The organism is Streptomyces sp. NPDC001568 (genome assembly GCF_042893755.1).
GTDB lineage: Bacteria > Actinomycetota > Actinomycetes > Streptomycetales > Streptomycetaceae > Streptomyces.
In genome coordinates, this window is the sequence record NZ_JBIAVF010000002.1 from 169,324 (window position 1) to 195,703 (window position 26,380).

The 26,380-nt window shown below is 73.8% G+C and carries 28 protein-coding genes; 16 read left to right on the plus strand and 12 right to left on the minus strand.

Annotated features, from left to right (window positions below; genetic code table 11):
- Positions 1-9 precede the first annotated feature (9 nt).
- From ACFY0I_RS03865 to ACFY0I_RS03875, 3 genes are all read left to right on the plus strand, one after another.
- On the plus strand, positions 10-636 hold the full coding sequence (locus tag ACFY0I_RS03865) for a TetR/AcrR family transcriptional regulator (protein ID WP_388889720.1): 627 nt from the start codon (positions 10-12) through the stop codon (positions 634-636).
- An 80-nt stretch (positions 637-716) separates the two neighbouring features.
- Positions 717-911 carry a hypothetical protein gene (locus ACFY0I_RS03870; RefSeq protein WP_388889723.1) on the plus strand — a complete coding sequence of 65 codons (195 nt, stop codon included), beginning with the start codon at positions 717-719 and terminating at the stop codon, positions 909-911.
- 180 nt (positions 912-1,091) lie between these two features.
- On the plus strand, positions 1,092-1,652 hold the full coding sequence (locus tag ACFY0I_RS03875; protein WP_388889726.1) for a helix-turn-helix domain-containing protein: 561 nt from the start codon (positions 1,092-1,094) through the stop codon (positions 1,650-1,652).
- Between the two features lie 23 nt (positions 1,653-1,675).
- Here ACFY0I_RS03875 and ACFY0I_RS03880 read toward each other — a convergent pair whose 3' ends face one another.
- From ACFY0I_RS03880 to ACFY0I_RS03895, 4 genes are all read right to left on the minus strand, one after another.
- The gene (locus tag ACFY0I_RS03880) at positions 1,676-2,293 is read right to left on the minus strand and encodes a sortase domain-bontaining protein (protein ID WP_388889729.1); all 618 of its coding nucleotides are present in this window, start codon (positions 2,291-2,293) and stop codon (positions 1,676-1,678) included.
- A gap of 335 nt (positions 2,294-2,628) precedes the next feature.
- Entirely contained in the window at positions 2,629-4,254 is a 1,626-nt protein-coding gene (locus ACFY0I_RS03885; RefSeq protein WP_388889731.1) for a sensor histidine kinase, read from the minus strand.
- A 102-nt stretch (positions 4,255-4,356) separates the two neighbouring features.
- On the minus strand, positions 4,357-5,181 hold the full coding sequence (locus ACFY0I_RS03890) for an ABC transporter permease (protein ID WP_388889734.1): 825 nt from the start codon (positions 5,179-5,181) through the stop codon (positions 4,357-4,359).
- 5 nt (positions 5,182-5,186) lie between these two features.
- Positions 5,187-6,152: an ABC transporter ATP-binding protein gene (locus tag ACFY0I_RS03895; protein WP_388889737.1), complete on the minus strand. Its 966-nt coding sequence runs from the start codon at positions 6,150-6,152 to the stop codon at positions 5,187-5,189.
- A gap of 151 nt (positions 6,153-6,303) precedes the next feature.
- Here ACFY0I_RS03895 and ACFY0I_RS03900 point away from each other — a divergent pair, with 151 nt between their 5' ends.
- Positions 6,304-6,957, plus strand: coding sequence for a response regulator (locus ACFY0I_RS03900; RefSeq protein WP_388889739.1), 654 nt, complete (start codon positions 6,304-6,306; stop codon positions 6,955-6,957).
- A 120-nt stretch (positions 6,958-7,077) separates the two neighbouring features.
- Here the strand turns inward: ACFY0I_RS03900 and ACFY0I_RS03905 are convergent, their stop codons facing one another.
- Positions 7,078-8,103, minus strand: a complete 1,026-nt coding sequence (locus ACFY0I_RS03905) for a phytase (RefSeq protein ID WP_388889741.1) — start codon at positions 8,101-8,103, stop codon at positions 7,078-7,080.
- Positions 8,104-8,218: 115 nt separating this feature from the next.
- Complete coding sequence (locus ACFY0I_RS03910; protein WP_388889743.1) at positions 8,219-8,758, minus strand: MarR family winged helix-turn-helix transcriptional regulator; 540 nt, start codon at positions 8,756-8,758, stop codon at positions 8,219-8,221.
- 156 nt (positions 8,759-8,914) lie between these two features.
- Between ACFY0I_RS03910 and ACFY0I_RS03915 the strand changes: the two genes are divergently transcribed.
- The 3 genes from ACFY0I_RS03915 (at position 8,915) to ACFY0I_RS03925 (ending at position 10,812) form a co-directional block, all read left to right on the plus strand.
- Entirely contained in the window at positions 8,915-9,982 is a 1,068-nt protein-coding gene (locus ACFY0I_RS03915; protein ID WP_388889746.1) for an alkene reductase, read from the plus strand.
- A gap of 214 nt (positions 9,983-10,196) precedes the next feature.
- Positions 10,197-10,448 (plus strand): hypothetical protein, encoded by a 252-nt coding sequence (locus tag ACFY0I_RS03920; RefSeq protein WP_388889748.1) that lies wholly within the window; start codon positions 10,197-10,199, stop codon positions 10,446-10,448.
- 10 nt (positions 10,449-10,458) lie between these two features.
- Positions 10,459-10,812, plus strand: coding sequence for a PRC-barrel domain-containing protein (locus ACFY0I_RS03925; protein ID WP_388889751.1), 354 nt, complete (start codon positions 10,459-10,461; stop codon positions 10,810-10,812).
- A gap of 45 nt (positions 10,813-10,857) precedes the next feature.
- On the opposite strand, the gene ACFY0I_RS03930 is transcribed toward ACFY0I_RS03925, so the two are convergent.
- On the minus strand, positions 10,858-11,199 hold the full coding sequence (locus ACFY0I_RS03930) for a DUF5713 family protein (RefSeq protein ID WP_388889754.1): 342 nt from the start codon (positions 11,197-11,199) through the stop codon (positions 10,858-10,860).
- A gap of 146 nt (positions 11,200-11,345) precedes the next feature.
- On the opposite strand from ACFY0I_RS03930, the gene ACFY0I_RS03935 reads away from it, so the two are divergent.
- From ACFY0I_RS03935 to ACFY0I_RS03950, 4 genes are all read left to right on the plus strand, one after another.
- A complete protein-coding gene (locus tag ACFY0I_RS03935; RefSeq protein ID WP_388889756.1) occupies positions 11,346-11,711 on the plus strand; it encodes a hypothetical protein in 366 nt (121 codons plus the stop codon).
- 103 nt (positions 11,712-11,814) lie between these two features.
- Complete coding sequence (locus ACFY0I_RS03940) at positions 11,815-12,138, plus strand: plasmid stabilization protein (protein WP_388889758.1); 324 nt, start codon at positions 11,815-11,817, stop codon at positions 12,136-12,138.
- Between the two features lie 231 nt (positions 12,139-12,369).
- Complete coding sequence (locus ACFY0I_RS03945; RefSeq protein WP_388889761.1) at positions 12,370-12,819, plus strand: helix-turn-helix domain-containing protein; 450 nt, start codon at positions 12,370-12,372, stop codon at positions 12,817-12,819.
- Positions 12,816-13,379: a toxin gene (locus ACFY0I_RS03950; RefSeq protein ID WP_388889764.1), complete on the plus strand. Its 564-nt coding sequence runs from the start codon at positions 12,816-12,818 to the stop codon at positions 13,377-13,379. The genes ACFY0I_RS03945 and ACFY0I_RS03950 overlap by 4 nt, the downstream gene beginning before the upstream one ends.
- Before the next feature lie 202 nt (positions 13,380-13,581).
- On the opposite strand, the gene ACFY0I_RS03955 is transcribed toward ACFY0I_RS03950, so the two are convergent.
- Positions 13,582-14,724 (minus strand): DUF1152 domain-containing protein, encoded by a 1,143-nt coding sequence (locus ACFY0I_RS03955; RefSeq protein ID WP_388889766.1) that lies wholly within the window; start codon positions 14,722-14,724, stop codon positions 13,582-13,584.
- 231 nt (positions 14,725-14,955) lie between these two features.
- On the opposite strand from ACFY0I_RS03955, the gene ACFY0I_RS03960 reads away from it, so the two are divergent.
- Entirely contained in the window at positions 14,956-16,353 is a 1,398-nt protein-coding gene (locus ACFY0I_RS03960) for an STM4012 family radical SAM protein (protein ID WP_388889767.1), read from the plus strand.
- Here the strand turns inward: ACFY0I_RS03960 and ACFY0I_RS03965 are convergent.
- Positions 16,350-17,297: a DMT family transporter gene (locus ACFY0I_RS03965; protein ID WP_388889769.1), complete on the minus strand. Its 948-nt coding sequence runs from the start codon at positions 17,295-17,297 to the stop codon at positions 16,350-16,352. The two genes, ACFY0I_RS03960 and ACFY0I_RS03965, sit on opposite strands and share 4 nt — an antisense overlap.
- 292 nt (positions 17,298-17,589) lie before the next feature.
- On the opposite strand from ACFY0I_RS03965, the gene ACFY0I_RS03970 reads away from it, so the two are divergent.
- Both ACFY0I_RS03970 and ACFY0I_RS03975 read left to right on the plus strand, forming a co-directional pair.
- Complete coding sequence (locus ACFY0I_RS03970) at positions 17,590-18,426, plus strand: class I SAM-dependent methyltransferase (RefSeq protein WP_388889772.1); 837 nt, start codon at positions 17,590-17,592, stop codon at positions 18,424-18,426.
- Positions 18,427-18,672: 246 nt separating this feature from the next.
- Positions 18,673-20,847: an FUSC family protein gene (locus ACFY0I_RS03975; protein WP_388889774.1), complete on the plus strand. Its 2,175-nt coding sequence runs from the start codon at positions 18,673-18,675 to the stop codon at positions 20,845-20,847.
- Positions 20,848-20,947: 100 nt separating this feature from the next.
- Here ACFY0I_RS03975 and ACFY0I_RS03980 read toward each other — a convergent pair whose 3' ends face one another.
- Positions 20,948-21,919, minus strand: a complete 972-nt coding sequence (locus ACFY0I_RS03980) for a zinc-binding dehydrogenase (RefSeq protein WP_388889776.1) — start codon at positions 21,917-21,919, stop codon at positions 20,948-20,950.
- 436 nt (positions 21,920-22,355) lie between these two features.
- Here ACFY0I_RS03980 and ACFY0I_RS03985 point away from each other — a divergent pair, with 436 nt between their 5' ends.
- Positions 22,356-22,589, plus strand: a complete 234-nt coding sequence (locus tag ACFY0I_RS03985) for a hypothetical protein (RefSeq protein WP_388889779.1) — start codon at positions 22,356-22,358, stop codon at positions 22,587-22,589.
- Between the two features lie 113 nt (positions 22,590-22,702).
- Here ACFY0I_RS03985 and ACFY0I_RS03990 read toward each other — a convergent pair whose 3' ends face one another.
- Positions 22,703-23,362 carry a lysophospholipid acyltransferase family protein gene (locus tag ACFY0I_RS03990; protein ID WP_388889781.1) on the minus strand — a complete coding sequence of 220 codons (660 nt, stop codon included), beginning with the start codon at positions 23,360-23,362 and terminating at the stop codon, positions 22,703-22,705.
- 140 nt (positions 23,363-23,502) lie between these two features.
- Positions 23,503-25,044: an MFS transporter gene (locus ACFY0I_RS03995; protein WP_388889784.1), complete on the minus strand. Its 1,542-nt coding sequence runs from the start codon at positions 25,042-25,044 to the stop codon at positions 23,503-23,505.
- 135 nt (positions 25,045-25,179) lie between these two features.
- Here ACFY0I_RS03995 and ACFY0I_RS04000 point away from each other — a divergent pair, with 135 nt between their 5' ends.
- Entirely contained in the window at positions 25,180-26,292 is a 1,113-nt protein-coding gene (locus tag ACFY0I_RS04000; RefSeq protein WP_388889786.1) for an ArsR family transcriptional regulator, read from the plus strand.
- Positions 26,293-26,380 lie beyond the last annotated feature (88 nt).

Below are 26,380 nucleotides of genomic sequence, written 5' to 3' on the forward strand. Positions count from 1 at the left end.
ACCCTGCACATGCCGAAGCGCGTGGACCACGAGGAACGCCGCACCCAGCTCGCCGAGGCGCTCATCCGGGTCGCCGGCCGTCAGGGTCTGCACGCCGTCGGCATGCGTGACGTGGCAGCCGAGGCGGGCGTCTCCCTCCGACTCGTGCAGTACTACTTCCAGACCAAGGAGAACCTGCTCTTCTACGGGCTCCAGCACCTGACCGAGCGGTTCACCGCACGCGTCGGCGCCCGACTCGCCGCCGTCGGCCCCGACCCGGGCCCCCGGACGACCGTGGAAGCACTCCTGCTGGCCTCGCTCCCCACGGACGACGAGAGCCGCACGTTCCACCTCCTCTACACCTCCTACGCGATCCTCTCGGTGACCGACGAGGCGCTGGCCGCCCAGCCGTTCATCGCGAACCCCGACGCCGCCGAGAACGCCCTGACCGGCCTGATCGAAAAGGCGCAGGCCGCGGGCCTGGCCGATCCCGGCGCCGACGCCCGTACGGAGGCGGTCAGCCTGCTCGCCATGACCGCGACGATGGGCACCAGCATCCTCGTCGGCCAACGCGAACCGGCATCGGCCGTCGGCGTACTGAACCACCACCTGGACCGGATCTTCAGCGTTGCCGCACCTGCCGACGGCGCGGCCTGACCCGAGCGCGGGGCGGCACCGGCGGCCAAGTGGAGCAAGCCGGGCTGCGGATCGGCCGGGAGCCTGGTCGCATCAGCGGAATGAAGGACCCCTTCGCCTGTGACGACCCGTCCCTGCTCGCCCCGTTCGGAAAGGGCGACCGCGCGGCGGCCCGCAGGGCCGTCGCCGCCCACGCCACCGACCGCGCCGACCTCCACACCCTCCTCGACATCCTGGGCCTGCTGCCCGAACACGACCCGCCACCCGCGAAGCCCCCACCGCATCACCCCGCCTGAACCGGGGCGGGGCGCCCCGGGCCCCCTTCGGCCGGCCGGGCCGGCGCCGGGGACGTCGCGGGCGGCGCCCCGGCCGTGAACCGCCGGGCCGCCGCAGGGCCCGCACCAGCGGCGTTTGCGCATACGGGTGAATCCGCGACCGTCCTCGTCACGGACGACCGGGCGGATTGTCCTACGGGTATGAAGACTTCGCACACCCTGTCCCGGCCGTCGGCCCGCCCCACGACCCGCCGCCCTCTCCTCCCCGAGCCCGTGGAACGCCGCAGGCTCCGTGAGGCATGGGGCCTGACGCCCCACCAGGTGGCCCTCGCCTTCGGAGTCCGGCCGGCCACCGTCCGCTCCTGGGAGTCGGGACGCACCACACCGACGGGCAAGCGCCGCGAGGCCTACCGGCGCTTCCTCCAGGGCCTCGCCCAGCACGCCGACGGCCGACCCCGTCCGACCGCCCCGCCCACCCGCAGCGCACCCGGGTGCGGCGCGCCGGAGCGGGGATCCATGGAGTCCTCCCGCCCGGCGGAGGGGATTTCCGGGGAGCCGGAGCGCCCGCAGCCGGCGCCCCCGGTAACGGCGTACGCCACCGCCCTGTCCGGCGCCCGGGTTCCGACCCCGAGGAGATCCGCCGCGGCAGCCGAGGACGACGGTCGGCTGCTGCCGCGCGTGGGGGCCGCCGCGGTGACGCTCGCCGCGTGGGTGCTGGTGCTCGCCCTCCTCGGCGCCTACCTGCCCGCCTGGGACGGCTGAAACCGGCCCCGCCCGAGCATGGGTCAGGACTTGGTGGAGGTGAGGACGCCGATCTTGTCGAGGCGGTGTTCGGGGTTGTTCTGCGCGTCGCGCCAGAAGTTGCCCGCCGCGTCGTCCTCGGGGGTGAGGCAGGTGGTGACGGTGATCATCGCCCGGACGGGTACGGCGCCGGGCGAACCGGGCACCGCGGCGCGCTGAGCCGCCATGGACGCCGGTTGCCGGAAGGAAGTCGTCCGGGTGGTGGTGATCGTGTACTGGTAGGTCACCCCGTCGGCGGTGATGAAAACGGAGGAGCCCGATGGCAGCGACGGCAGGTCCCGCAGCGGTCCCCCCGCGGCGACGCGATGGCCGGTGACGATGTAGTTGCCGACCTCGCCGGGGCCGGCTCCGCCGTTGGGGCCGTGCGGGCTGGCGGCGAGGCCGCGGTCCTGGATCCGGGTGCCCGGGGCGTCGTCGGGGCTGCCCTGGTACGGGACGACGGACAGGTCCTCCAGGCCGATGGCGGGGATGGACATCACGACCGTCCCGGTGCTGCGGGCCCGGGCCCCGGCCTGGTCCGCGCCGGCGGCGACCGGAACCGTGGCGGGGGCGAGCAGTGCGGTGCAGGCGGCCCCGGCGGCGAGGAGCAGGCGCGGTGACATGGCGGCCTCACCGGGTGGCGGCGACGGGCGGGGCCCACGCCGCCCGGGTCGCCCGCCGTGGGCCCCGGGGCGCGGGGCCGTACGGGGTCGCGTGACGGGAGTCGCGGACGCGTGAGGCGCCGGATCCGGTGCGGGGTCCCGAGCGTCGGGGTGCGGTCGAGGACGGCGTACGGCCCATGGTGGGGCCTCCGATCGGGGAGAGGACCGCCCCGGCCGCCGTCGCGGGTGCTGTGGGACCCGCGTCTCGTCCGGAGCGGGGAGGTCAGCGGTCTCCGCTGGGGCGCCTACCCGCCACCGTCCTCGGAAACCACCGGGTGCGCTCCGGAGGCGGTCGCTCACCCGGGCAGGGTGTCCGCGGCCACCAGACGGGATCCCGCGTAGCAGAGCCGGTACACGTCCACCGGGTCCAGGAGGTTGCCGTTCGAGCGGTAGAACGCGCACACCGTGCCCTCGGGCGCGGGTCGGGCCTTCACCTCGTCGGGGACGAAGCGGAACTCCTGGGCGGGCAGGGCGCGGGCGAACTCCGTACGCTCCTGCCCCGGACGCAGGGACGCGAAGTCGCTCGGCCTCAGGACGCAGGCGGTGAGCTGCTGGGCGAGGTACGCCACGCAGACGAGGGTCAGGGCGGCGAAGCCCGCCGGGACGGCGGCGGCGACGGCGAACCGCCGCTGGGCATTGCGGCGGGCCTCGGCGTGCCGGGACGCCACGCCGCCGGGGTCGGAGCGGGGCCCGGTGGGCGGTGTCGGGTGGGGCGGGGCGATCAGGTCCGGCAGGGTGGCGAGCAGCTCGTAGCCGCCGTCGCGCGGCGCTGTGCGCAGGGTGCCGCCGATCAGCCGGACCCGTTCGCGCAGGCCCGTCAGCCCGTGGCCGCCGCCCGCCGGGGGTCCGGCCGGCGAGGTGGCGGGGGCCGCGTTGCGCACCCGGACGAGGGTCCTGCCGTCCCGGTGCGTGACGGCTATCCGGATCGCGGCCCCGGGGGCGTGTTTGACGGCGTTGGTCACCGATTCCTGGACCACCCGGTACAGGGTGCGGTCCACCAGTGGCGGCAGGGCGGGAGCAACGCCTTCGCGGTGCAGCTCCACGGCCACGCCCGATTCCCGGATCCGGCGGACGAGGCCCTCCACCGACTCGGCCGACGAGGAAACCGACGAGGGAACAGACGACGCCGGGGCCGTTTTCCGACCGGCGGCCTCGGCGTCGTCCGCACCCGCGGGGCCGGCCCGCAGGACGCCGATGGTGTCGCGCAGGTGGCCGACCGCGTCCGCGACGGCGTTCCGCAGGGCGGCGAGGTCCTCCCGGTCCTGGCCGGTGAGCGTCGGCGACAGTTCCAGCGCCCCCGCGCGCAGGGCGATGAGGCTCAGCTCGTGGCCGAGCGAGTCGTGCATGTCCGCCGCGATCCGCGCCCGCTCCCGGAGGCCGGCCCGCTCCGCGACGAACCGTTGCCGCTGCTCCAGGCTGCGCGCCCGTTGCCAGCCCCCGCGCACCAGGTCCCGCCGGGCCCGCCGGTACCGGCCGGCGAGCCAGGGCAGGACCAGCGTCACGGGCACCATCGACAGCGTGTAGAACCAGTACACGACGTCGACGTCCAGGACGGCGCAGACCGCGAGGTCGAGGACCGCGCAGGCGCCGAAGAGGGCGAGCGGTCCGGGGCCGGCTTCCCGCCTGCTGCCGAGCAGGTACGCCATCGCGGCGAGCGCCGCCAGGTAGGGGCTGGCCACCGGCGTGGTGTGGGCGAGGCCCAGCGCGACGAGGGCGTTGGCGACGAACACCGCCGTGCCGGGCCGTTTCCGACTGCCGGGAACCACTGCCGCGAGGACCAGCAGCGGCAGTACGACGGTGAGCACCGGCGCGGGGTCCGCCTGCTGCCGGTAGGCGTGGACACCGGCCCCTGCCAGCACCGCCCACAGGGCGAGGTCCCCCGCAGCCCGTGCCCACGCCGTGCGCGGTCCCCACCTCGTCACCTGTTCGCCCCCTCGTTCGTCGCGTGTTCGCCCCACCCCTGCGGCCGAGGCTACCGGCGGCGGCCGTGACGCCCCGCCCGGACGGGGCGTCACGGCCGCCGGCTACGCGTCGCGGCGCCGCAGGACGAACCGGCCGATCAGATGGGCGGCCACCGTCCAGGCAACCAGGATCAGAAGCCCGACGGGGCGCGGGTAGGGCCCGCCGTCCGCACCGAGCATGAAGTGGCCGCCGGAGGTCTGCGGAAGGTGGTCGTTGACCGCGAGCAGGAACGGCCCGCCCAGGCCGGTGCACACGGTCGGCAGGGCGGAGATCAGGACGAAGACGGCGCAGAGGGTTCCGGCGGCGGTCCGCAGGGCGAACGCCGCGCCCACGGTCAGTACGGCGACCAAGGCGCAGTAGAGGCCGGTCGCCAGGGTCTGACCGGCCGCCTCCGCGACCTCGAAGGAGGCGTGCCCCCGGAACGGGACCCGGGCGACGGCCATGCCCAGCACCGAGAACGCACTCCCGGCGGCGAAGGCCACGCCGGCGGCGACGAGCGCCTTCGCGAGCTGCACCCGGTGCCTGACGGGGACCCAGAGCAGCGAGGTGCGGATGCTGCCCGTCCCGTACTCGCTCGTCACGACGACCATCGCCAGGACGATCACGGCGAACTGGCCGAGCATCACCGACGCGACCGGGGCGTTGCCGAGGGGCTGGACCGGTTTGTCGTTGATGCGGGCGATCGAGCCGTAGTAGAAGGTGAACACCGCCGTCAGCAGGGCGCCCGCGAGCAGGCAGACGCACGGGGTCCGCAGGGACCACAGCTTGGCCCACTCGGCTCCGACCGCTCCGGCGAAGCCCCCGCCGGAGCGGCCGACGGGGATCCTCTCCCCCGGGACCGTACCCACGACGACCCCGTCCTCGACGGCGTTCTCGACCTGCGGCATGCGGTTCACACCCCGGCCTTCCGGTTCGGTTCCCCGGTCGCGGCGGCACCGCCGGCGACCCCGTACTCCACGCTGTGCGCGGTCAGTTCCATGTACGCCTGCTCCAGGGAGGCCGGTACGCCGTTCAGCCGGTGCAGCCGGATGCCGAGCCGGTGGGCCAGGTCCCCGATCTCCTCGGCGGTCCGGCCGCGGACGGCGATCTCGTCCTCCTCGCCGCCGGCCGGCTCGGCGCTCACGCCGTCGTACGAGTCCAGTCGGCCGGTCAGGGTCCGCCGGTCGGCGGGGTCCGGCACCCGTACCCGTACCGAGGCCGAGGCGCTCCGGGCGAGGAAGTCGGCCATGGTGGTGTCGGCGAGGAGGCGGCCCCTCCCGATGATGACGAGTTGATCGGCCGTCAGCTGCATCTCGCTCATCAGGTGGCTGGACAGGAGGACGGTCCTGCCCTGCGCGGCCTGTGCGCGCACGAGTTCGCGCACCCAGCGGACGCCGTCGGGGTCCAGGCCGTTGACCGGCTCGTCGAGGACGAGGACCTGCGGATCCCCGAGCAGCGCCCCCGCGATACCGAGTCGCTGGTGCATGCCGAGCGAGAACGCCCCCGCGCGACGCCGGGCGACCTTGGCGAGCCCGACCGTTTCGAGCACCTCGTCCACCCTGCGGAGGGGGATGCCGTTGCTGCGGGCTTGCGCGATCAGGTGGCTGCGCGCGGAGCGGGCGGGGTGCAGGGCCTTCGCGTCGAGGAGCGCGCCCACTTCGCGCAGCGGCCGGCGCAGCGCCGCGTACGGCCGGCCGCCGATGAGCGCTTCGCCCGCGGTGGGGTGGTCGAGGCCGAGGACCATCCGCAGGGTGGTGGACTTGCCGGCCCCGTTGGGGCCGAGGAAGCCGGTCACCCGGCCTTCCTCGATGTCCAGCGTCAGGCCGTCGACGGCGACGGTGTCGCCGTAGCGTTTGGTGAGCCCTCTCAGGGTGATCACGGTGTTCCCTTCGTCCGTTCGCGGTACGGAACGACGGTAGGAAGCGGCGTGGTGGGTGCGCATCGGCCCGGAGGCGGCGGCCTCTCCCCCGACTTTCGTCGGGGGTCCCCCGTCGAACGGGCGGTCCGCGGCACGTCGTTAGACTGCGTCGATGGTTCAGGTGCTGATCGCGGACGACGAAGCGATGGTCCGGGCGGGCATACGGGCGATCCTGGCGCGGGACACCGCGATCGAGGTCGTCGCCGAGGCGGCCGACGGGCACGAGGCCGTCGAGGCGGTGCGCAGGCACCGGCCGGCCGTCGCGTTGGTCGACATCCAGATGCCGGGGCTCGACGGGATCGCGGCGTGCGCCCGGATCCATCGCGAGCTGCCCGGGACGGCCGTCGTCATGCTGACGACCTTCGGCGAGGACGAGTTCATCGACCGCGCCCTGCGCGAAGGCGCGAGCGGCTTCCTGCTGAAGGCCGACGATCCCAGGGAACTGCTGTCGGGGGTGCACGCGGTCGCCGCGGGCGGGGCGTACCTGTCGCCACGGGTCGCCGCGCGGGTCGTGGCCGGGCTGCGCAGCGGCCGGTCGCGGGGCGGGCTGCCGCCCCGGCGGCCGGTGGAACGGCTCACGGAGCGGGAGCACGACGTCCTGACCCTGGTCGGGGCCGGGCTCTCCAACGCCGAGATCGGCGCCCGGCTGGGGCTGGTCGAGGGAACGGTGAAGGCCCACGTCAGCGCCATCCTCGGCAAGCTCGGCGCCCGCAACCGGGTGGAGGCGGCGATCGCCGCGTACGAGGCCGGGCTGACCGGTCCGTGACGGCGGCACCCGCACCGGCGTTTCGGCGCTACCCGCACCGGCGTTTCGGCGGTACCGGCACCGGCGGGAAGCCGGTGCCGGGGCCGTGGCCGCCGCTCCCGTTCGGGAAGCCGGCGGCGGTCAGCCGAAGAGCGCGGTGACGCGCTGGAGCGGGACGAACTTGAAGTTCTGGTTGCCGCTGCTGCCGGGGGCGCCGTTGGAGCCGTCCTGGCAGATGAACACGCCCTGCGGGAAGGCCGGGCCGAGGTTGGCGGCGGTCGCGTCGATGCCGTCCGTGTCCTCGCAGTCGTCGGCCGCGGTTCCGTTGGCGACCGAGAAACGGCCGAGGTAAGCACGGCTGGTGCGGTCGTAGACGGTGAAGTCGTTGCTGCCCTGGGAGGACACGTAGATCCGGTTGCCGGCGGCGGTGATGCCCTCGGCGTCGGCGGTGATGTGACCGCCTGAGCCGGTGGAGTCGAGCTTGGTGCGGGAGGTTCCGGCGGTGGGCTCGGCTCCGTACACCCAGACGCCGACGTCCTCCTCGCCCAGGTAGAGCTTGCCGGTGCTCTCGTCCGCGTAGCAGCCCTCGACGGCGGAGCCCGCGTCCCACAGCCGAACGGAGGTCGCGGTCACCGCGTCGCCGGTCACGGCGAGCTCCCACTGCTCGACGCGGCCGGAGGTCGAGTTCGGGAAGGCGTACAGCTTGCCGGAGGTCGGGGAGGTGTAGAGGCAGATGCCGTGGGCGGTGACCTCGGTGGGGACGTCCTTGAGGTGCCGCAGTTGCCGCGTCGCCGGGTCGATGCGGTAGACGTGCATGGCGCCGTCGCCGCCCGCGGCCTCGTCGTCGGCCGAGACGACGATGTTGCCGCGCAGGTCGACGTTGTTGCCGTGGTCGCCGTTGATCCGTTGAATCCGGGTCCCGGACAGGTCGTAGACCTCCAGGGCGCCCTTCTTGTCCGTGGCCACGACCACGGATCCGGCCGGATCGGTGGGATGGACCCAGACGGCCGGGTCGTCGGCCGCGTCGCCGCCGTGCGCGACCGGGGCGGTCTCGACGGTCGCGGTGACGGAGACGGACGCCGCCTGCGCGGGCGCGGACGCCAGGACCAGGGCCGCGAGGGCGGCGGCGGGTAGGAGAGCCGAACGGACGGAGACGGTGAAGGACACCGGATTCCCTTCCACTGCGTGTGACGGACCCCGGGAGCCCAGGGAGGCGTTGCGGCCACGGCGTGAACGCCGGCTGAACGGCCTCACCCGGCCCGCCCGTCGGTCCGGACGGACCTCAGCACAGGCCCGGTTCTCCGCCCGCCGCGCCGCATTCGGCGCCGCCGCCGCGGGCGACCTCCGCCCACAGGGTCGTCTCCACCTTGCCGAGCAGACGGGCCAGTTCGGTGCGCTCGGCCCCGTCGAGGCCGTCCAGCGTCTGGCGTTCCAGCTCGCCCCAGGCCCGGCGGACCTCGACGAGCAGCCCACAGCTGCTGTCCGTCGCCTCCACCAGCGAGGCCCGCCGGTCCGAGGGGTCGGGGCGGCGGCGTACGTGCCCGGCGTGCTCCAGACGTTGGAGCATCTTGGTCACGGTGGACGGGTCCAGGCCGACCGTCTTGATCAGCTCGGACTGGCGGACGGCGCCGTTGTCCCACAGATGCATCATCAGGAACTCCTGCCCCGGGTGCAATCCCAGGTCGCGCAGCACCCGGCCCGCCGCGATCCGGTGGAGGCGGGCCACCCGGCTGATCGCGTGACTCACCGGCCCCTCCAGTACGGCGCCGGGCACCGAACACTCGGGGGTGGCGCGCGGTTCCTGAGCGGCTTCCGCGGTCATGGCGGCGCTCCTCCTCGGTCGGGACCGGCGGGTCCGGTCCATGGCCTTCGCCATGAACTTTACCCGGCCCGGAAGTTTTACCTTGGCCGGCCAAGTAATGCGGTACGCTGCTTCCACAGCCGATTATTGGCCGACCAATCATTATGTGAGGCGAACATGACCAGCGCTTTCGACTCGGTACGCATCGCGGGCGACACCCTTCCCAACCGGATCGCCCTGGCTCCCATGACCCGCAGCCGCGCGGCGCAGGGCGGCCTCGCGACCGATCTCCTCGCCGAGTACTACACCCAGCGGGCCTCGGCCGGACTGCTCATCTCGGAGGGGATCCAGCCCTCCGTCGTCGGGCAGGGCTACCCCTTCACCCCCGGCCTGCACAATGCCGAGCAGATCGCCGCCTGGCGCCGGGTCACCGACTCGGTGCACGCGGCCGGCGGCCGGATCTTCGCCCAGCTGATGCACTCCGGCCGGATCGGCCACCCGTCCCTGCTGCCCGACGGCCTGGTACCGGTCGCACCCTCCGCGATCGCACCCCAGGGGCAGGTGTTCACCGGTGAGGGCCTCAAGGACTTCGTCACGCCGCGCGAGCTGACCGGCGCCGAGGTGCGGGAGACGATCGCCGACTACGCCGAGGCCGCCCGCAACGCCGTGGAGGCCGGATTCGACGGCGTCGAGCTGCACGGGGCCAACGGATACCTGATCCACCAGTTCCTGGCCCCGGGATCGAACCGGCGGACGGACGAGTGGGGCGGCACGACCGAGAACCGCGTCCGCTTCGCCGTCGAGGTGGTCAAGGCGGTCGCCGCGGCGATCGGCGCCGACCGCACCGCGCTGCGCGTCTCCCCCGGGAACCCGTACAACGACATCTCCGAGCCCGACCCGCAGCCGGTCTACGAAGCGCTGGTCAAGGAGATCGACGGGCTGGGCCTGGCCTACCTGCACGTGATGGAGTTCGGCCCCGACGCCCGGGAGGCGACCCTCGCGCTGCGCAAGCAGTTCAGCGGTCCGCTCGTCCTGAACCCTGCCACCGAGGGGCCCACCGACCACCGTGCGCTCGGGCTGATCGAGGACGGCACCGCGGACCTGCTGGCCTTCGGCGCCCTCTTCCTCGCCAACCCGGACCTGCCGGACCGGCTGCGCACGGAGGGCCCGTACAACACCCCGGACCCGGCCACCTTCTTCGGCGGCGACGCCCGCGGCTACACGGACTACCCGGCGCGCCCGTAACCCGTCGGGGATCACTCGGGGAGGGTGGGGCCGGGGTGCGACCCCGTCGCAGCCTGGGTGGCCGAGCCGCACCCCGTACGCCGCACCTACCCCGTCGGTCGCGTTCCGTAACGCCATGGCCCTCGATGAGGTCGCGGGGTTTCGCCGGGGGCCGGGCGGGCAGCCGCCCCTCAGGCGGGCCCGCAGACCTGGGGGGACACCACAGGAGGCAGCCATGGAAGAGCAGGGCGGCGCCGGAGGCGTCCCACCGCACGACGGTCACCACGCCCCGCGCCCACCGCGCTCCGGGCGCCCCGATGGCGAGCCCTCGCGCGCCCCCGAGGACGAGCGCACGCGCGCCGCCGACACGGACGAGGCGAGCCGGCTCGACCGGCCGCAGCCCGGACAGGACGCGGGCTCGGGCCGCAAGCGCTGGGTGGGACCCCGGCGGGGCAAGGGCGACGGACCGGGAACGCAGGCGAAGTGAGGCGGGAGCCATGACCGCGCAGGACATCTGGGGCTACCACCGGGACGCGGGCCACGAGCAGGGCCTCGACCTGATCGGCTACAAGGTCGAGGCCACCGACGGCTCGATCGGGAAGATCGACAAGCACTCCGAGGACGTCGGGGCCTCGTACCTCGTCGTCGACACCGGGGTGTGGATCTTCGGTAAGCACGTCCTGTTGCCGGCGGGCACGATCCGGCGGATCGACACCACCGAGCAGGTGGTGTACGTCGCCCGCACCAAGGAGCAGATCAAGGACGCGCCGGAGTACGACCGCGCGAAGTACGACGGTGACCCGGGCCAGCGGGAGGAATTCGCCCGCCACTACGGCCAGGCCCACAGCTGACGCCGCACGTTCCGTCCGTCGACGACGCGGTGGACGCCTCGAGCCTCACCAGTCGCGGGTCGCGATCAGCTCCTCGATGTCCGCGTCCTGGAACCCGTAGGCCGCGGCGATGCGCCAGAAGTCCTCGGCTATCTCCTCCCGCGCCACCGTCTCGATGCAGCTCCCGGCCTCCTCGAAATCCGCTTCCAGCAGGTTGAACTCCTCCGTCGCGGCATGAGTGAGCACGTACAGGGCCGACAGGTCCGAGGGCGGTGCGGACTCGATGCGCTCGCACAGCCGCAGCAGGATCGCCCTGCCCTTGTCGACGACGTGATCGGGGTAGTACGAGTCCGTGTAGAGCAACCGCAGGAATGCGTGCTTCGTGACCTGCTCGTTCGTGATCGGCATGGCGCCACCGTCCCCTTCGAAGAATCGACGCGCCGATCATCCACGAGCCCACTGACAACGCCCGGGCCCCGATCTCCACGGGGAAGCTCACGCGACCGTCCGGACGCGGCCTGCCCCGGCGGCCGTCCCGGGGCTACCCTGCGGGAATGGAACGCGCTGAAGTCCTCAAGCGAGTGATCGGCATCCTGACCGAGGCCCAGGACATCCGCAGGGCGGTCGAGGCCGGCGAAGAGGACGACGACCCGGGACCGACCGCCGGGGTCGCCTCGCAGCTGCTGAACGAGATGCTCCCGTCGATCAAGGTGCCCGCCGACGCCTCCCCCCGGGAGGTGGCACGGGTGGTCGCGGAGGCGCTCGGTCCGGCCCTGCACACGATGGTGTCCGGGTTCAGCCTGGCCTTCACCAGCCTCGCCATCGCACACGACGCGGGCCGCACGGACGTCTCCTCGATCGAGGTGCTGCAACAACTCGCCCTCGAAGTCCAGGCGGGCACCTACGACGAAGGGGCCTGACCGGCCCGGCGCGGGCACGAATGCGGCCGTGCGCGTCGGGTAGGCGCAGCACGTTCGGGTAGGCGCAGCACGCACCTGCCCGCGACCGAACCGAGGAGTCACCATGCCGCGCGGTTCCAGCCCCAAGCGTGAACGGCAGTACGAGCACATCAAGGAGAGCGCCGAGGAGCGCGGGGAGAGCCCCGGGCGGGCCAAGGAGATCGCGGCGCGCACCGTCAACAAGGAACGGGCCCGCGCGGGCGAGTCCAGGACCGCGAGCCGGTCCTCGCTCCAGGACATCTCCTCCTCCCGGCGCGGCGGACTGCACTCCCACAGCGGCGCGCAGGGGCCCACCAAGGAGCAGCTCTACAACGAGGCCAAGCAGCGGAACATCAAGGGACGCTCGTCCATGGACAAGGCCGAACTCAAACGCGCGCTCGGCAAGTGAGTCCGGGCCGGAACGGTTGCGGGCCGGCCCCCATCCCCCGAGGGCCGGCCCGGAACGAGCCGAACGACGCCGCCTGCGAACTCGGCCACCCCCGTGAGCAAAGTTAGCTGGCAGCTATCGGCGAGGTCCACGGTGGCGGACTCCGGACAGATTGTCAACTGACCGCTAATCTGCAAAACTGACGGATAGCTGAGAGCAATTCCGAGGAGGTGGAGGGAAGGGAGATGCACCGTGCCCGAGACTGACGACCGGCCCGTGCTGGCAGTGCGCCTGGACAACCTCTTCAAGACGGTTCGCCCCAAGGGGAAGCACTGGACCAACGCGGAGGTCGCCGACGAGCTGAAGCGGGTCAATCCCGACCTCAAGGCCGGCGGCGTGTACCTGTCCCAGCTCCGTACGGGCAAGCGCGCCAATCCCTCCCCCGACCTGCTGGCCGCACTGGCGAAGTTCTTCGGGGTGTCCGTCGCCTACTTCTTCGACGACGAGGTCGCCGAGTCCGTGCTCAGCGAGGTCGCCGCCATCGAGGCGCTGCGGCAGGCCGGAGTGCGCTCCGTGGCGATGCGCGCGGCCGGGATGAAGAAGGAGAACCTCCAGGCCATCACGGCCATCATGGACCAGTACCGTCAGATGCAGGGTCTGCCGCCCGTCACCGATCCCTCGGACCCCGCGGAAGCGGAGTGAGGGTCCCGGGCAAGGGCCGGCCGGCCGACCACAACCGTCGCAGCCGCCTCAAGCAGCTCCGGAAGGACGGCGCTCGGCGCATAGCCGAACTCGGCCTGCCCGACGGGGCCGATGTCGCGGAGCTCTGCCGGTACGTCGGCGGGGTCCGGGAACGTCCCATCACGCTGATCCCGATGCCGATGCCCGCGTCCCAGCCGTGCGGGATGTGGGTCGCCGCGCGCGACGAGGACCTGATCTTCTACGACGCCAACACGACCGGCGCGCACCAGGAGCACATCGTCCTGCACGAGCTGGGTCACATCATCTGCCGCCACCGCGGCGCCGGTTGGCTGGACGAGGCGAGCTCCCGCTTCCTCTTCCCCAACCTCGATCCCGACCTCGTGCGCGACATGCTCCTGCGCGCGACCTACGACGACGTCCAGGAGCAGGAGGCCGAAGTCATCGCCTACCTCCTCTCCCAGCGTGTGGGTCGCGCCCCGAAGGACGGCGCCCCGGCCGCGAAGGGCGAACGGTCCGGCCGGACGGAAATGCTCAGCCGGATCGAACGCACCCTGTTCTGACACGGCCGCTCACCGCCGGGCGGCCCGCGCGTCCCCCGGCCGTACGGACGGCCCGCGCCCCGGCGAGTCGCTCGCGGTCACGGCCGTCGTCCTGTGTCGGCCGGCCTTTCCCGCCACCAGCCGACCGTCGCCGTCGCCGTCGCCGTTGCCGTCGCCGCTGGATGGCCACCAACCCGGCCGGGGTCGGAGGGCGAACGGCTTCCTACGCCGGCTCCGGGACGCGGTCGGGTGCCAGCTTCCACAGGGGCGCGGCCCGCCGTACGGGGGAGCCGGCACGCAGCTCGTCGAGCAACACATCGGCCTCGGTGGAGGAGAGTTCGAGTTCCTCGGTGATCCTGCGACTCGTGACGTACTCGATGCCGTCGGCCAGCGTGGCGCGTTCCCAGGCGGCGAAACGGGCCCGGACGGCTCCAACGCTCCGGGGAGCGGCCGGGGAGGCTCCCGGCGCCGGTGACGCACCGACGCCGGCGGCGTGCGCGGCGCGCCGCCGTTCGCGTGCGATCTCGGAGAACCCGCACACCGTACGGGAGACCTCCTCTGCGGCCTCGAGGGTCGTGGAGCCGGCCAAGGCCCGGGCCAGGGGGCTGAGTTCGAGTGTGCGCCGCAGGGTGAGGCGGTGGACCCCGCGGGAGGCCTCGTCCAGGACCAGGGGCGCGGGGGCGTCGCGGGTGCCGCAGACGCCGCGTATCCCCCGGGCCGCGGCGACGAGCATGGCGCTCGCCTCGGAGGGGTGCCAGTCGAACACCCCGAGTACGCCCTCGGTGTCCTCGGCGGTGAGGGCGAAGGCCGGTGCGCCCAGTCGGGGCATGAGAACGGGCAGCGGCACCTCGTTGTCGAGGCCGGGCCCGGCGACGTACACGGTGGTGTGGATGCCGGTGGCCGCGCAGGCGGCGACGGCGAGGGCGTCGCCGAGGGGGCTGCGCAGGGTCGGCTCGTCGCCGCGGGCCACGATGTCGCCGCCGACGTCGACGAGGTCGATCCGGTCGGCTCGGCACCACCGGGCGGCGGCCGCGATCTGCCGCGCTAGGCCGGTCGCACCGCCGTACGGGTCCAGCAGCCCGAGCCGGGGCCGCAGTCCCGCGGCCAGCGGCGGCAGGAGCGAACCGGCCGGCGGAACGGGCCTCGTGTCGGGGGTGACCAGGGCGAGACCGGGACCGGCCGACCGCGTACCGGTGAAGTCCGTGGCGCGGCGCGGCCCGGGAACCGGGTCGACGACGAGGCGCTCCCAGGCGTAGGTCAGGACGAGGGCGGGGGCGGCGGACCCGTGCAGGGCGGAGTGCACCATCGCGGCCGTGATGGCGTCGCCGCCGCCGCCCGCCGCGACGAGAAGTCTCTTGGTGGTCATGGCGGACACGAATATCCCGGCGAGCGGCGCACCGCCACCCGTCCGAACCCCGCAGGCGGTGACATTCGCGGAGGAAGGCGACCTACTTCCGGAAAGAACATATGAACCTCCATACGGCGAAAGCCATCTCATGGGAATTCCACTACAGAGATCGACGCGGAGGGCGACCTAAAGTGACGCCCTGTCACGAACAGTGATCCGTTTCGATCCGAAAGCGAGTCAATTCCCGTCATGTCGAAGACCGTTGCGCTCCCGATGCCGGCCCTTCGGGGTTCCCTGCCGCTCACCGAACCCGACACCCCGTACGAGCAGTACGTGTACGCCTATCCGCACCAGAAGGCCTACCGCCTGCTGGAGGAGGGCCCGTTGCTGAGCGAGCTGTGGAGCAAGGAGAGGCTCGACACGCTGTCGCTCTACGCGCACATACCCTTCTGCGAGATGCGCTGCGGGTTCTGCAACCTGTTCACCCGCACCGGAGCCCCCGAGGAGGTCACGAGCGACTTCCTGCGCACCTTGGAGCGGCAGGCCCGGGTGACCCGGGAGGCGTTGGAGGCACAGGGCGCGCCGATCCGGTTCACGCTCGCCGCGTTCGGCGGCGGCACGCCCACGTACCTGACGGCGCAGGAGCTGACGCGACTGTGCGACATCAGCGAGAACATCATGGGAGCCGATCTGAAGGCCGCCTCCTGGTCGGTGGAGACCTCGCCGGCGACGGCGACCGCCGACCGGATCGCCGTCCTGTCCGAGCGGGGCGCGACCCGGCTGAGCATCGGCGTGCAGTCCTTCATCGACGAGGAGGCGCGCGCCGCGGTCCGCCCGCAGAAGCGCGCGGAGGTCGAGGGCGCGCTCGCCCTGCTGAAGGAGGCCCGGTTCCCGATCCTCAACATCGACCTCATCTACGGCATCGACGGCCAGACCGAGCGCACCTTCAAGGTGTCGCTGGACGCCGCGCTCGCCTGGGAGCCGGAGGAGGTCTACCTGTACCCGCTGTACGTACGCCCGTTGACCGGGCTCAGCAGCCGGCACGCCAAGACCTTGCAGGACTGGAACGACCAGCGGCTGCGGCTCTACCGCTTCGGCCGCGACCACCTCCTGTCGGCGGGGTACGAGCAGACGTCGATGCGGGTCTTCCGACGGATCGGGACCGCCGCCGTGGAGGACGCCGACGGCAGCAGCATCAGCGAGTACAACCAGCAGGCCGGCATGGTCGGACTCGGCGTCGGCGCCCGTTCGTTCACCACCGACCTGCACTACACCACCGACTACGCGGTGGCCGTGCCCGAGGTGCGGCGCATCATCGACGACTACATCGCCACCCCGACCGAGCAGTTCCGGCGCGCGCAGTGGGCGTTCCGGATGGACGCGGGCGAGCGGCGCCGCATGTACGTCCTCCAGCAGCTCCTGGAGTCCACCGGTCTGCGCGCCGCCGGCTACGAGCAGCAGTTCGCGACCCGCTTCGAGGACGACTTCGCGCCGCAGCTCGGCGCGCTGGTGGAGAAGAGGTGGGTGCGGGAGACGGGCGGGACGTTCGGGCTTACCCCGGAGGGGATGGCCTGGGCCGACGCCATCGGACCGATGTTCTTCTCGTCCCGGGTGCGGGACAACATGACGTCCTACCAGGACCGTTAGGACGTACCGGCGCGGCCGGCCGGCACTTCCCGGGCGTCCGCCGGGTCCGCCTCGGCCTCCCGTCGCCGCTCCGGCAGGGAGACGAGGGTGAGCCCGGCGAGCAGCAGGCCGCCGCCCGCCGCGGCGAGCGGTCCCGGCCGCTCGCCGAGGAACACCACGCCGAGCACGGTGGCGACGAGTGGTTCGGTCAGGCTCAGCGTGCCCGTGGTGGCCGCGCTGAGGCGTCCCACGCCGCGGGTGAACAGCAGGTAGCCGAGGGCGGTCGTACCGAGGCCCAACCAGCCGATCAGTGCGACCGCCCGCGGGGCGGTCAGACCCTCCGGGGCCACCAGCAGGTACGGGGCGACCAGCAGCCCCGCGCACAGCACGCTCACCGGCGCCGCGGCCCCGAGGTCGACGCCCAGGGAGCCCAGTTCCTTCGTCGCGGCGATGTACACGCCGAAGCTCGCTCCGGCCACGACGCCGCAGACCACGCCCACCCCGTCCGCGCGCGCCCCGCTGCCGGGCAGCAACAGCAGGCCGATCCCGACCACCGCGCAGCCCGTCCCCCACAGCCACCGCCGGGTCGGCCGCTCGGCGGAGAGCAGGCGCGCGCACAGGCCGCTGACCACGGGCACGGTCCCGAAGGCGACGGCGGTCGCGAGCGCCGCGCCGGTACGTTCGACCGCCTGGAGGAAGCAAACCTGGAAGGCGGCCGTCACCAGCACGCTCAGCGCGAGCCACCGGCCCGCGCCGGGCCGGCGCAAGCTCCGCAGTCCGGCGGGGCGTACGGTCAGCAGGCTGAGCACGAGCCCGCCGAGCAGCATCCTGGCCGCGCCCAGGGACACCGGGTGGGTCCCCGTGTCCGCCCAGATCTGAGCGGGCCCCACGGTGCCCCAGAGCACCGCCGCCACCAGTACGGACGTCACCGCACCCGTCATACCGCCACCCCGTGAATCACGCATCGCACGAACGTATCCGGGTGGGGCGGAGCAGACCCACTGGGTGATTCCACGAGATCGCGGACCCTTCGGATGCCCGGCCGGTGGATTCGCACGAGTCGCCCGGCCTCCTCGACGCGACCCGCCGCACCAGTCCTGGCCCGTGCCGGTGGGGCGGTCTGTCGGGGGAGGCGGTGCGCGGGCCACACTGGACCGCGGGGACCGGACCGTCCCCCGAGTCCACGGAGGTGGTGGGGCGTTGACCGGTGGGTTTCGACAGCAGTCCGATGAGTCCCGACAGCCGTCGGATCCGGCCGTGCGACCTCCGGTGTGGGAGACGTACGGGCCGGCCGACCTCAGTTCCGTGCCCGTGTTCACCGAAGGGTTCATCAACTTCGGCTACTGGGAGGCCGTCGATCTCGAGAAACCCCTGTCGGACGGTGACCGGCTCCGCAGCGAGCAGGACCTCTACCGGCACGTCCTGGACGCCGTCGCCCCGGGCGGCGGGCGGGTCGTGGAGGTCGGGTGCGGCCTCGGCGTCGGCTGCGCGCTCGCACTGGAGGAGTACCGGCCGGCGGGTATCACCGGGGTCGACATCCACCCCCATCAGCTCAGGCGGGCCCGGGACGTCAACGCCGCGCTGCTGGCCGCTGAGCCGGACCGGCTGCGGTTCGCGCTGGGCGCCGCCGAGAGCCTGCCGCTGGGGGACGGCGAGTTCGACTGCCTCTACAGCGTCGAGGCCGCCCAGCACTTCCCGGACCTCGACGCGTTCGCCCGGGAAGCGGCCCGCGTGCTGCGCCCCGGCGGACGGCTGGCGGTCGCCAGTTTCTTCACCGTCGACGGCACTCCCGCCCAGGCCGACCGGCTCGCCGGTCTGCTCGACTCGTACGCCAGTGGCCTGGACATCGCGCGGCCCGTGTCCCGGCTCACCGACGCCCTGACCGGCTCCGGGCTCGTCGATGTCCGTAGCCGCTCGATCGGGCCCCACGTCTGGCCCGGCTGGGACCGCTGGCTCTCGCGGCTCTGGAGCCCCGGAACCTGGCCCCGGAACTTCCTGGCCGCGTGGGAGGAACGGGTCCTGGACTACTACGTGATCACCGCCGGCCGGCCGTGGGCGCCGGGGCGGGACGGCGGAAAGCCCCGGTCTCCGTGAGGAGAACGGGGCTTTCCGTGTGGAGCGCTGGGCAGGCCTTGCACCTACATTTCCCCACGGGAAGTGGGGCGTCTTTCCTTGGACCACCAACGCGGGTCCCGCTGCCGTTGATCACGGCCGCAGGAACAAGATCACTGTAGCGCACGCGGCGGCCTGTCGCACAACCGCACGCGCCCCGTCCCCGGCGCGCCCCGGCCGCGGGCTCCGCCGCGTGCCGGTCTGCCGGCGCGGGGTGATCCTGGGGACATGGGTGGTGATCCGCAGGACACGGGCGGCGTCCGCGGGAGACGACTGCCCGCCGCCTATGCGGCGGCGGGCCGACGGTCGATCCGGGTGACCGTGGCCGCCGGCGCCGGCTTCTACCTGCTCCTCTACGGGTTCGGCTCGGCCACCGGCGCGACGTACGCGCTGTTCGCGGCGGTGGCCCTCGCCGGGCTGTCCCACATCCCCGGCACGGGCCGACAGCGCGCCGCGGTGGTGCTGCCGCTCCTGCCCGTCTGCTGGGCGCTGATCACCATCGGCACCTACCTGTCCGTACGGACCTGGAGCGCGGTGCTGGGCATGCTGGTCGTCGGCTTCGCGCTGGCGTTCAGCGCCGTGGGCGGCCCGCGGCCGGCGGGCGCCGCGCCCGGGTTGCAGTTGATGTACATCCTGCCGTCGTTCCCGCCCTACGCCCCGGACACCCTGGACGAGCGCCTGTTGGGCACGACCGTCGGCATCGCCCTGCTGTTCCTGGCGGAGATGTTCCTGTTCCCCGACCCACCGACGGTGCCGTACCGGGAACTGGCCGCCCGGGCCGCCGACACCGCGCGCGGTTGCGCCGACCAGCTGACCGAAGCCCCGTACGCCGTCCACGGCCCGCTGGTGCGGGCCGCGCAGGAGGCGGGGACCCGCCTGCGGCCCTCGCAGGTGCCGGAGGCCGAACGGCCGGCCGGGCCGGGCATTCGGGACCGCGCCCTCTCCCACTCGGGGCTCACGACTCGTACCCTGCTGAACCGGCTCGTCCTGCTGCCGCCGGTCCCCGGACCGGAGCCGGGGCAGGCCGACCTGGCCGTGCTGTGGGCGGTACGGGACGCCGCCGCGGAGACGACCGACCGGCTCCGCGGCGGGACGACCTCCGTGGCCGCGCACGCCGAGCTGCTGCGCGCCCGTACCGCCCTGGCGGCGGGCCCGGCGGCGGACCCCTCCCCGGCGCTGCTGCGCCGGCACGCGGCGGTCCTGGAGGCCGCCGACGCCGCGCTGGCGATGTCGACGGCGGCCGGCATCGCCGTGGCGGGCCGGGCGGGCGCCGCCCAGGCGGCGCCGGGCCGGTTCTGGTACGCCCGGATGCACGCTCCCCGACTGTGGTGGTTCCGACTGTCGGGGCACGCCGCGCGGCGGTCGGTGCTCTTCCAGAACGCGGTACGGCTCAGCCTGGCGCTGGCGGCCGCGCGGGTGATCGCCGGGGAGGACACCTTGCCGCACGGGTTCTGGGTGCTGCTGGCGACCTTGACGTTGACCCGTACGACGGTGGAGGAGACCCGCTCCACCGTCCGGGTCGCCCTCGTCGGAACCCTGGCCGGCGCGCTCGTCGCGGCGACGCTGCTGGCGGTGGTGGGCACGCACATCGCCGTGTACGCGGCGGCGCTGCCCCCGCTCATGCTGGTCGCGTTCACGCTGGGGCCGGTCAAGGGCGTCGGCTGGGCCCAGGCGATGTTCACCCTGGTGGTCGCCCTGGTGTTCGCGCAGTTGGCCCCCGCGACCTGGCAGCTCGCCGAGTTCCGGCTGCTGGACGTACTGACCGGCAGCGCCATCGGCGCCGTGTTCGGCCTGTTGGCCTGGCCGCGCGGCGCACAGGCCGAGCTACGGCGTTCGGTGGCGGTGCTCCTGCGGGGCGCGGCGGAGATCGTGGTGGCCACGACCACGCAGATCGCCGCGGGCGGGGTACGGGTGCCGGTGCTCAGCGCCCCGGGCCACCGGTCGCTGCGCACCGCGCTGATCCTGGCGGAGTCCGCGTACGCGCAGTACCAGAGCGAGCCCAAGGGGCGGACGGCGTCGGGCGGGCGCGACTGGCAGGCGACGCTGATGGTCGGCCACCACACGCTGTGGGGCGCCGACCGGCTGCTCGTACCGCCCGAACGCATCGTCGCCCCGCCCATGGGGCGGGAACCCGCGACCTCGGTGACCGGACTCGGCGACCGGGTCGCGGGGCGGATGCTGCTCGTGTCGGCGCGGCTCGACCCGGGCGGCGACACCCCGTACGCCGCGATCCCGCTGCGCGATCCGACCTTCGACGGGTTCGCCGCGGAACCGCCCGGCGCACCCCGCCTGTACTACGCGACCACCTCGTGGCTGGACTCCCTCATGACGGATCTGGAGCGGATCGCCGCCGACGGCCCACCGCCGGACCGGAAGGCCTCCGAGGCCCCGGACACGAGGTGAGGCTGCGGGTGCGGGATGCCGACTCCTGGCCCCGGCCGGCGTGTTCCTGTCACGGTCGGGGGCTCCGACGGCGCAGACCCGGACCGGGCGCCGGGTCCGTTCACACGGTGATCACGACCTTTCCGAGGAGCGTGCGGGACTCGATCGCCTCGTGCGCCGCCGCCGCGCGCTCCAGCGGGAAGGTGGCGCCGATGACCGGGCGCAGCGTCCCGTCGGCCGCCGCCCGCAGGGCCCGCCCCACCAGGTCGGTGTGCTCCTCGGCCGACATCCGGACGTCCTGGATGCCGAGCAGCCGGACCCCGCGGGCGGCGGCCTCCTCCGGTTGCACGGGGGCGAAGCCGCCCGTGGGCGCGCCGTGGGCGGAGAACCGGCCGCCGTCCGTCGTCAACGCGAAGGCCGCCAGGCCGAGGTGACCACCCACTCCGTCGAGGACGACGTCGGCGCCGACCCCGCCGAGCGCGACGCGGGCCGCCTCCACCCAGTCCGGTCGGGTGGCGTCGATGACGGCGTCCGCCCCCAACTCCCGCACCAGCGAGGTCTTCCGGTCGCCGCGCGCCACCCCGACCACGCGGGCGCCCGCCGCCTTCGCCCATTGGACGAGCACGCCGCCCATGCCGCCCGACGCACCCACGATGAGCACCTGTTCACCGGCCCGGAGCCCGGTGACCTCCAGCAGCTTGGCCGCCGTCACCCCGTCGTGCACGAGGGCCGCCGCGTCGGTGAGGGAGACCGGGTCGGGTACGACGACCAGTGCGTCGGCGGCCGCCACCGCGAACTCCGCGTACCCGCCGGTGTACCCGAGGGACACCGCCACCCGGCGGCCGGTCCACCCGGGATCCACGCCTTCGCCCGTCGCGCGGACGGTACCGGTGATGCCGCCGCCAGGAACGTACGGCAGGGTGAGCGGGAAGTACTCCCGGCCCCAGCCGCCGCGCACCTGCGTCTCCACGAAGATCGTGTCCACGGCGGACACGGCGATCAACACCTGGCCCGGTCCCGCCACCGGCTCGGGCGCCTCCCCCGCGACCAGTACCTCCGGACCACCGAACTCCCGTACCTCCGTCACGCGCATGCCGCTCCCCCTCCGGTCGGGCCTCCGGGCTCTCCGGCGCCCCCTCGTCGGGGCAATCCTGCGACCTCAACCGGAGTTGAGGTCAAGCCCGTGCCGCAGCGACGTGGAACGACCGGCATTGACGCCTGGTCACATCCACTGCCGTCGAGTCATGTTGCAGGTGGCGCCCGATCGCGCCGGTCGCCCGGTAGCGGGGGTGCCGACCCGACCGGGCGGATCACCGTCACGCGGCGCTGCCCGCCACGGACCGCTCCCCCCGCGCGGCCGACCCGTCTCCGAACGCGCCGGGTTTCGCGTGCGCCCGAAGCGGGGTTCAAACCTCCGCCGGCCCGGTTTCCCCCGGGCGGCCGAGGCCGAGTGGCCCTTGCGGCCGAATCGGGCTCTCATGGACGACGGGCGACCTTTCGCCCGCCCAGCCAGCGCGAAGGGCATTCTCATGTACGAAATGCGCGCGGACTCACCCGACGGCCGTGGCGAACTCCTGTGGCACGTCCTCGCCAAGGAGGGCCCTGCCGGAACCCTCTGCGGCCGGCACGCACCTCCCTCGGCCACCGCCCGGAGCACTGCCGGGGAGGCGGCTGCCGAACGCTACTGCACCCCCTGCATGGAGGCCTTCCGGACGGCCGTGCAGGGGCACACCGACCGGTCCGTCTCCGCCGACATCACCTGAACCCCGGGTCCGCACGACCCCACCTCCCCCTCCCCCACGACTCGACGCGCCCGCCGCCCGGCCGACAGCCCGGAGGCGGGCGCCCGGCCGTCGGGCGGGGACGCGGACCGGTGTCAGCGGACGAGGGGCTCGGCCAGGGCGTCCACCGCGGTGCGCCAGGCCGCCGTGACGGCCCGATGGGCGTGGGCACTCGCCTCGGGTACCGCACCGGGCAGCCGCACGGCCGCTCCGACGTGGACGTGCAGACGGGGGCGGCGGGCCGGCGCCGTGAGCGCGCCGGCGAGTTGCTTGACGGTGCCTCCGGAGCACAGCCGGCGGGCGCCCGCCTGTCCCACCGGCACGAGGGGCACGCCGGCGGCCAGGGCGAGGCGGGCCGCGCCACTGCGGAACGGGCCCGGCGCCTCTTCCCCCGGGTCGCGGCGGGTCGGCAGCCGGCCCTCGCCGTACAGCAGGACGCAACGTCCGCCGGCGAGCACCCGGGCCGCCCGGTCGAGCGCCTCGGCGGCGCGGGCGGTGCCGCGGTGGACGGGGATGTGCCCGTCGCGGGCCAGGGCCGCGCCGAGGACGGGGATCCGCCAGAGCCCGGCGGCGGCCATGATCACGGGTTCCGTGCCGAGCCTGCGCAGCGCGGCCGCGACGACGACGGGGTCGCAGAGCGAGGTGTGGTTCGCGACGAGGACGCAGGCGCCCTCCGGCCGGGTGTCGTCGGAGTCGGCGGTCACGGAGAGGGTGCCGAAGGCGGGGAAGAGGGCGTCGGCGATTCGGGTGAGCACGGGACCTCGCTGGTGCGGCGGTGCGGAAGGGTCGCTGCCCATCATCGGGAGCGATCCGGCCCGCTGTCGTGAGTACGCCTACTCACGGCCCGCGTAGGCACCGCCCGGGCACCCGCCGCGGGGCGAAGCTCTGGAGTTCCTCAAGTCCGTCGTAGGGGTCGGCCGGGGTGGGGATACCGCTCATACAATCCGGTTGGAATGGGATCAAGTACGGGGGGTGGTGTGATGGAGATCTTGATGATCTTCGTGGTCGGATTCGCCGTGGTGCTCTTCTCGGTGACCCGCGGGAACCGTCGGCGCGGCGGGTCCTCGCGCAGGCGGCGGTCCCGCTCGTGGGGGGACGGCGGCGGGGGCGGCTGCGGTGGCGGCTCGTCCTGCGGCGGCGGGGGCGGCTGCGGAGGTGGTGGCGGCGGCGACTGACGCCGCGCACTGCGCTCACCGGCACTCGGCGCCGGTGGGCGCCGTCGTCGTCGGGGGGCCGGGCCGCGCGTCCGACGAGCCCGGGGGGTCCGGAGCCGGCTTCCGGGGGCGGGGGCCGTCAGGTGGCGGGCCAGCGCGAGCCCGGCGAGCGCCGCGAGCAGCGCGCACACCCCGCCCCAGCCGGCCAGGCCGTAGGCCCGTACGCCGAGCCAGGAGCCCGCGCTGCCGCCCAGGTAGGCGCACGTCATGTAGGCGGTGTTGAGGCGGGCGCGGGCGTCGGGGCGCAGTGCCAGGACGCGGGCCTGGTTCGCGATCATGCCGGACTGCATGGCGACGTCGAGGAGCAGCGTTCCGACGACCAGAGCGGCCAGGCCCGCGGCTCCGCCGCCCGAACCCGCCGCGAGGAGCGCGGCCGAGCCGAGGACCGCCGACAGGCAGACGAGGTTCACCGCGTCGGCCCCCCGGCGGTCGACCTGCCGTCCTGCGTACGGGGTGCAGACGACCGTCACCGCGTTGACCAGGGCCAGCAACCCCACGGCCCGGACGTCCAGGCCGTACGCGGGGCCGGTCAGCAGAAGCGCCAAGCAGGTCCAGACGGCGGAGAAACCGCCGAAGACGGTGGCCTGGTAGAGGCAGGAACGACGTAGTTCGGGCTCGGTGCGCAGCAGCCGGAGGGGTTCGGCCAGGAGGGCCGGGTACGGGCGACGCCTGGGCGGGGCGGTGGCCGGCAGGGTGCGGGCCAGGACGACGGCCAGGAGCAGTACCACCGTGGCGGCGACCAGGTAGGGGGCACGCCACCCCAACCGTTCGCCGAGCGCGGCGCTGAACGTGCGGGCGAGCAGCATCCCGGCGAGCGAGCCGCTGAGCAGAATGCCCATCACCGCCCCGCGGCGGTCCTCGCCCACCAGGCCGGCGGCCAGCGGGGCGACGAGTTGGGCGGCCACGGTGGTGACCCCGACGAGCGCGCTCGCCGCGACGAGCGGCGGCAGGGCCGGCGCGCAGCCGGCGGCGAGGAGGCCCGCGCCGGTGAGGGCGAACAGGGTGACCAGCAGGGGCCGGTACGGAAACCGGTCGCCCAGGGGCACCAGGAGGAAGATCCCGGCGGTGTAGCCGATCTGGGTGGCCGTCACGATCAGGGCCGCGGAGTCCGGGGACGCCCCCAGTCCGACGGCGACGAGGGGGCCGATCGCCTGGGGGAAGTACACGTTGCCGACGCCGACGGCGCAGGCGAGGGAGAGCAGCAGGAGTAGGCGACGGTCCATGTCAGCGCACCTCCCCGGGGCCGGCGGCGCGGGGCCGCACCGCGTAGGAGGGGAGCCGCACGGGCGCTGTGGGTGTCATGGGGACGAGTTCACGGCACCCGCGCACGAGCGCCAATGGATGTAGCGTGGCGCTTAATGATCACCTTTGAACTCGACGTGGAGGATCTCGCGGACACCCGGTTCGCGCTCTCCCCGCTGCACGAGACCGTGTTGAGCCTGCGGGTCCTGCGCGAGCCCGGGCTGTCCGCCCTGCACCTGCCCTGGCGCAGGTCCGTCCTCGGTGGACTCGACGGACCGGCCGGACCGGCCGGACCGGCCGGCTTCGGTGGTGCCGGTGGTCCCGGTGATCCCGCTGGTCCCGGTGGTCGATCCGGCGGGTTGGGCGCGGCCGACGTCGAGACCTTGATGTCGCTGATGCCGGTGCGTCGCACCCTGCCCGATTTCCTCACGCCGCGTCCCGCCCGCTTCGACGCGTCGTTCGAGGACGAACTGGCCGTCGTACGCCGCACTTCCCCCGCCGTGGTCCGCCGCGACCTGCTGGCCGCGCACGCGCCGGATCCGCTGCCCGGAGCGCTGCGCGACGCCCTCGCCGACGACGACGCCCTCGTGGTGCGGCTGCGTGACGCGCTCTGCGATCTGCTGCTCCGGTACTGGCGGGCGGCCGTCGAACCGGCGTGGCCGCGGATGCGGTTGGTCCTGGAAGCCGACATGACCTACCGGGCCCGACAACTTGCCCTGGGTGGAGCCCGGTTGTTGTTCGCCGACATGCATCCGAACCTGCGCTGGCACGGCGGCGTCCTGCACGTGGACCAGATGATCAGCCGGCACCACGTCAAGGCTTCGGGCCGCGGGCTGTTGCTCGTACCGTCGGTGTTCGCCCACAAGCCGGCGCCGCCGGTCGGTCAGGACGAGGCGCCCACGCTGGCCTACCCCAGCCGTGGGGTGGCGACGTTGTGGGGATCCGCTCCCGTGGTCACCGCGCCCGCCCTGGCCTCCCTGTTGGGGGCGCCCCGAACCCGACTGCTCGTCCTCCTCGAAGAGCCCCTGCCGACCATCGAGATCGCCCGCCGACTCGACGTCACCCCGAGCGCCGTGTCCCAGCACCTGCGCGTGCTGCACGCGACCGGCCTGGTCACCCGGGCGCGCGACGGTCGGCACGTCCTCTACCGCCGCAGCCCGCTCGGCGACCGACTGACGGGCCGCACGGAGCACCGGGACCTCCGGGACGACCGTACGCCCGCCGAGTAGGGGGCGGCCTGACCGTGCCGGGCGGGGGCGCGGAGGAACTCACTGTTCTGGACGGCCCTGATCGCGGGGACCTGACGTCGCCGCCCCG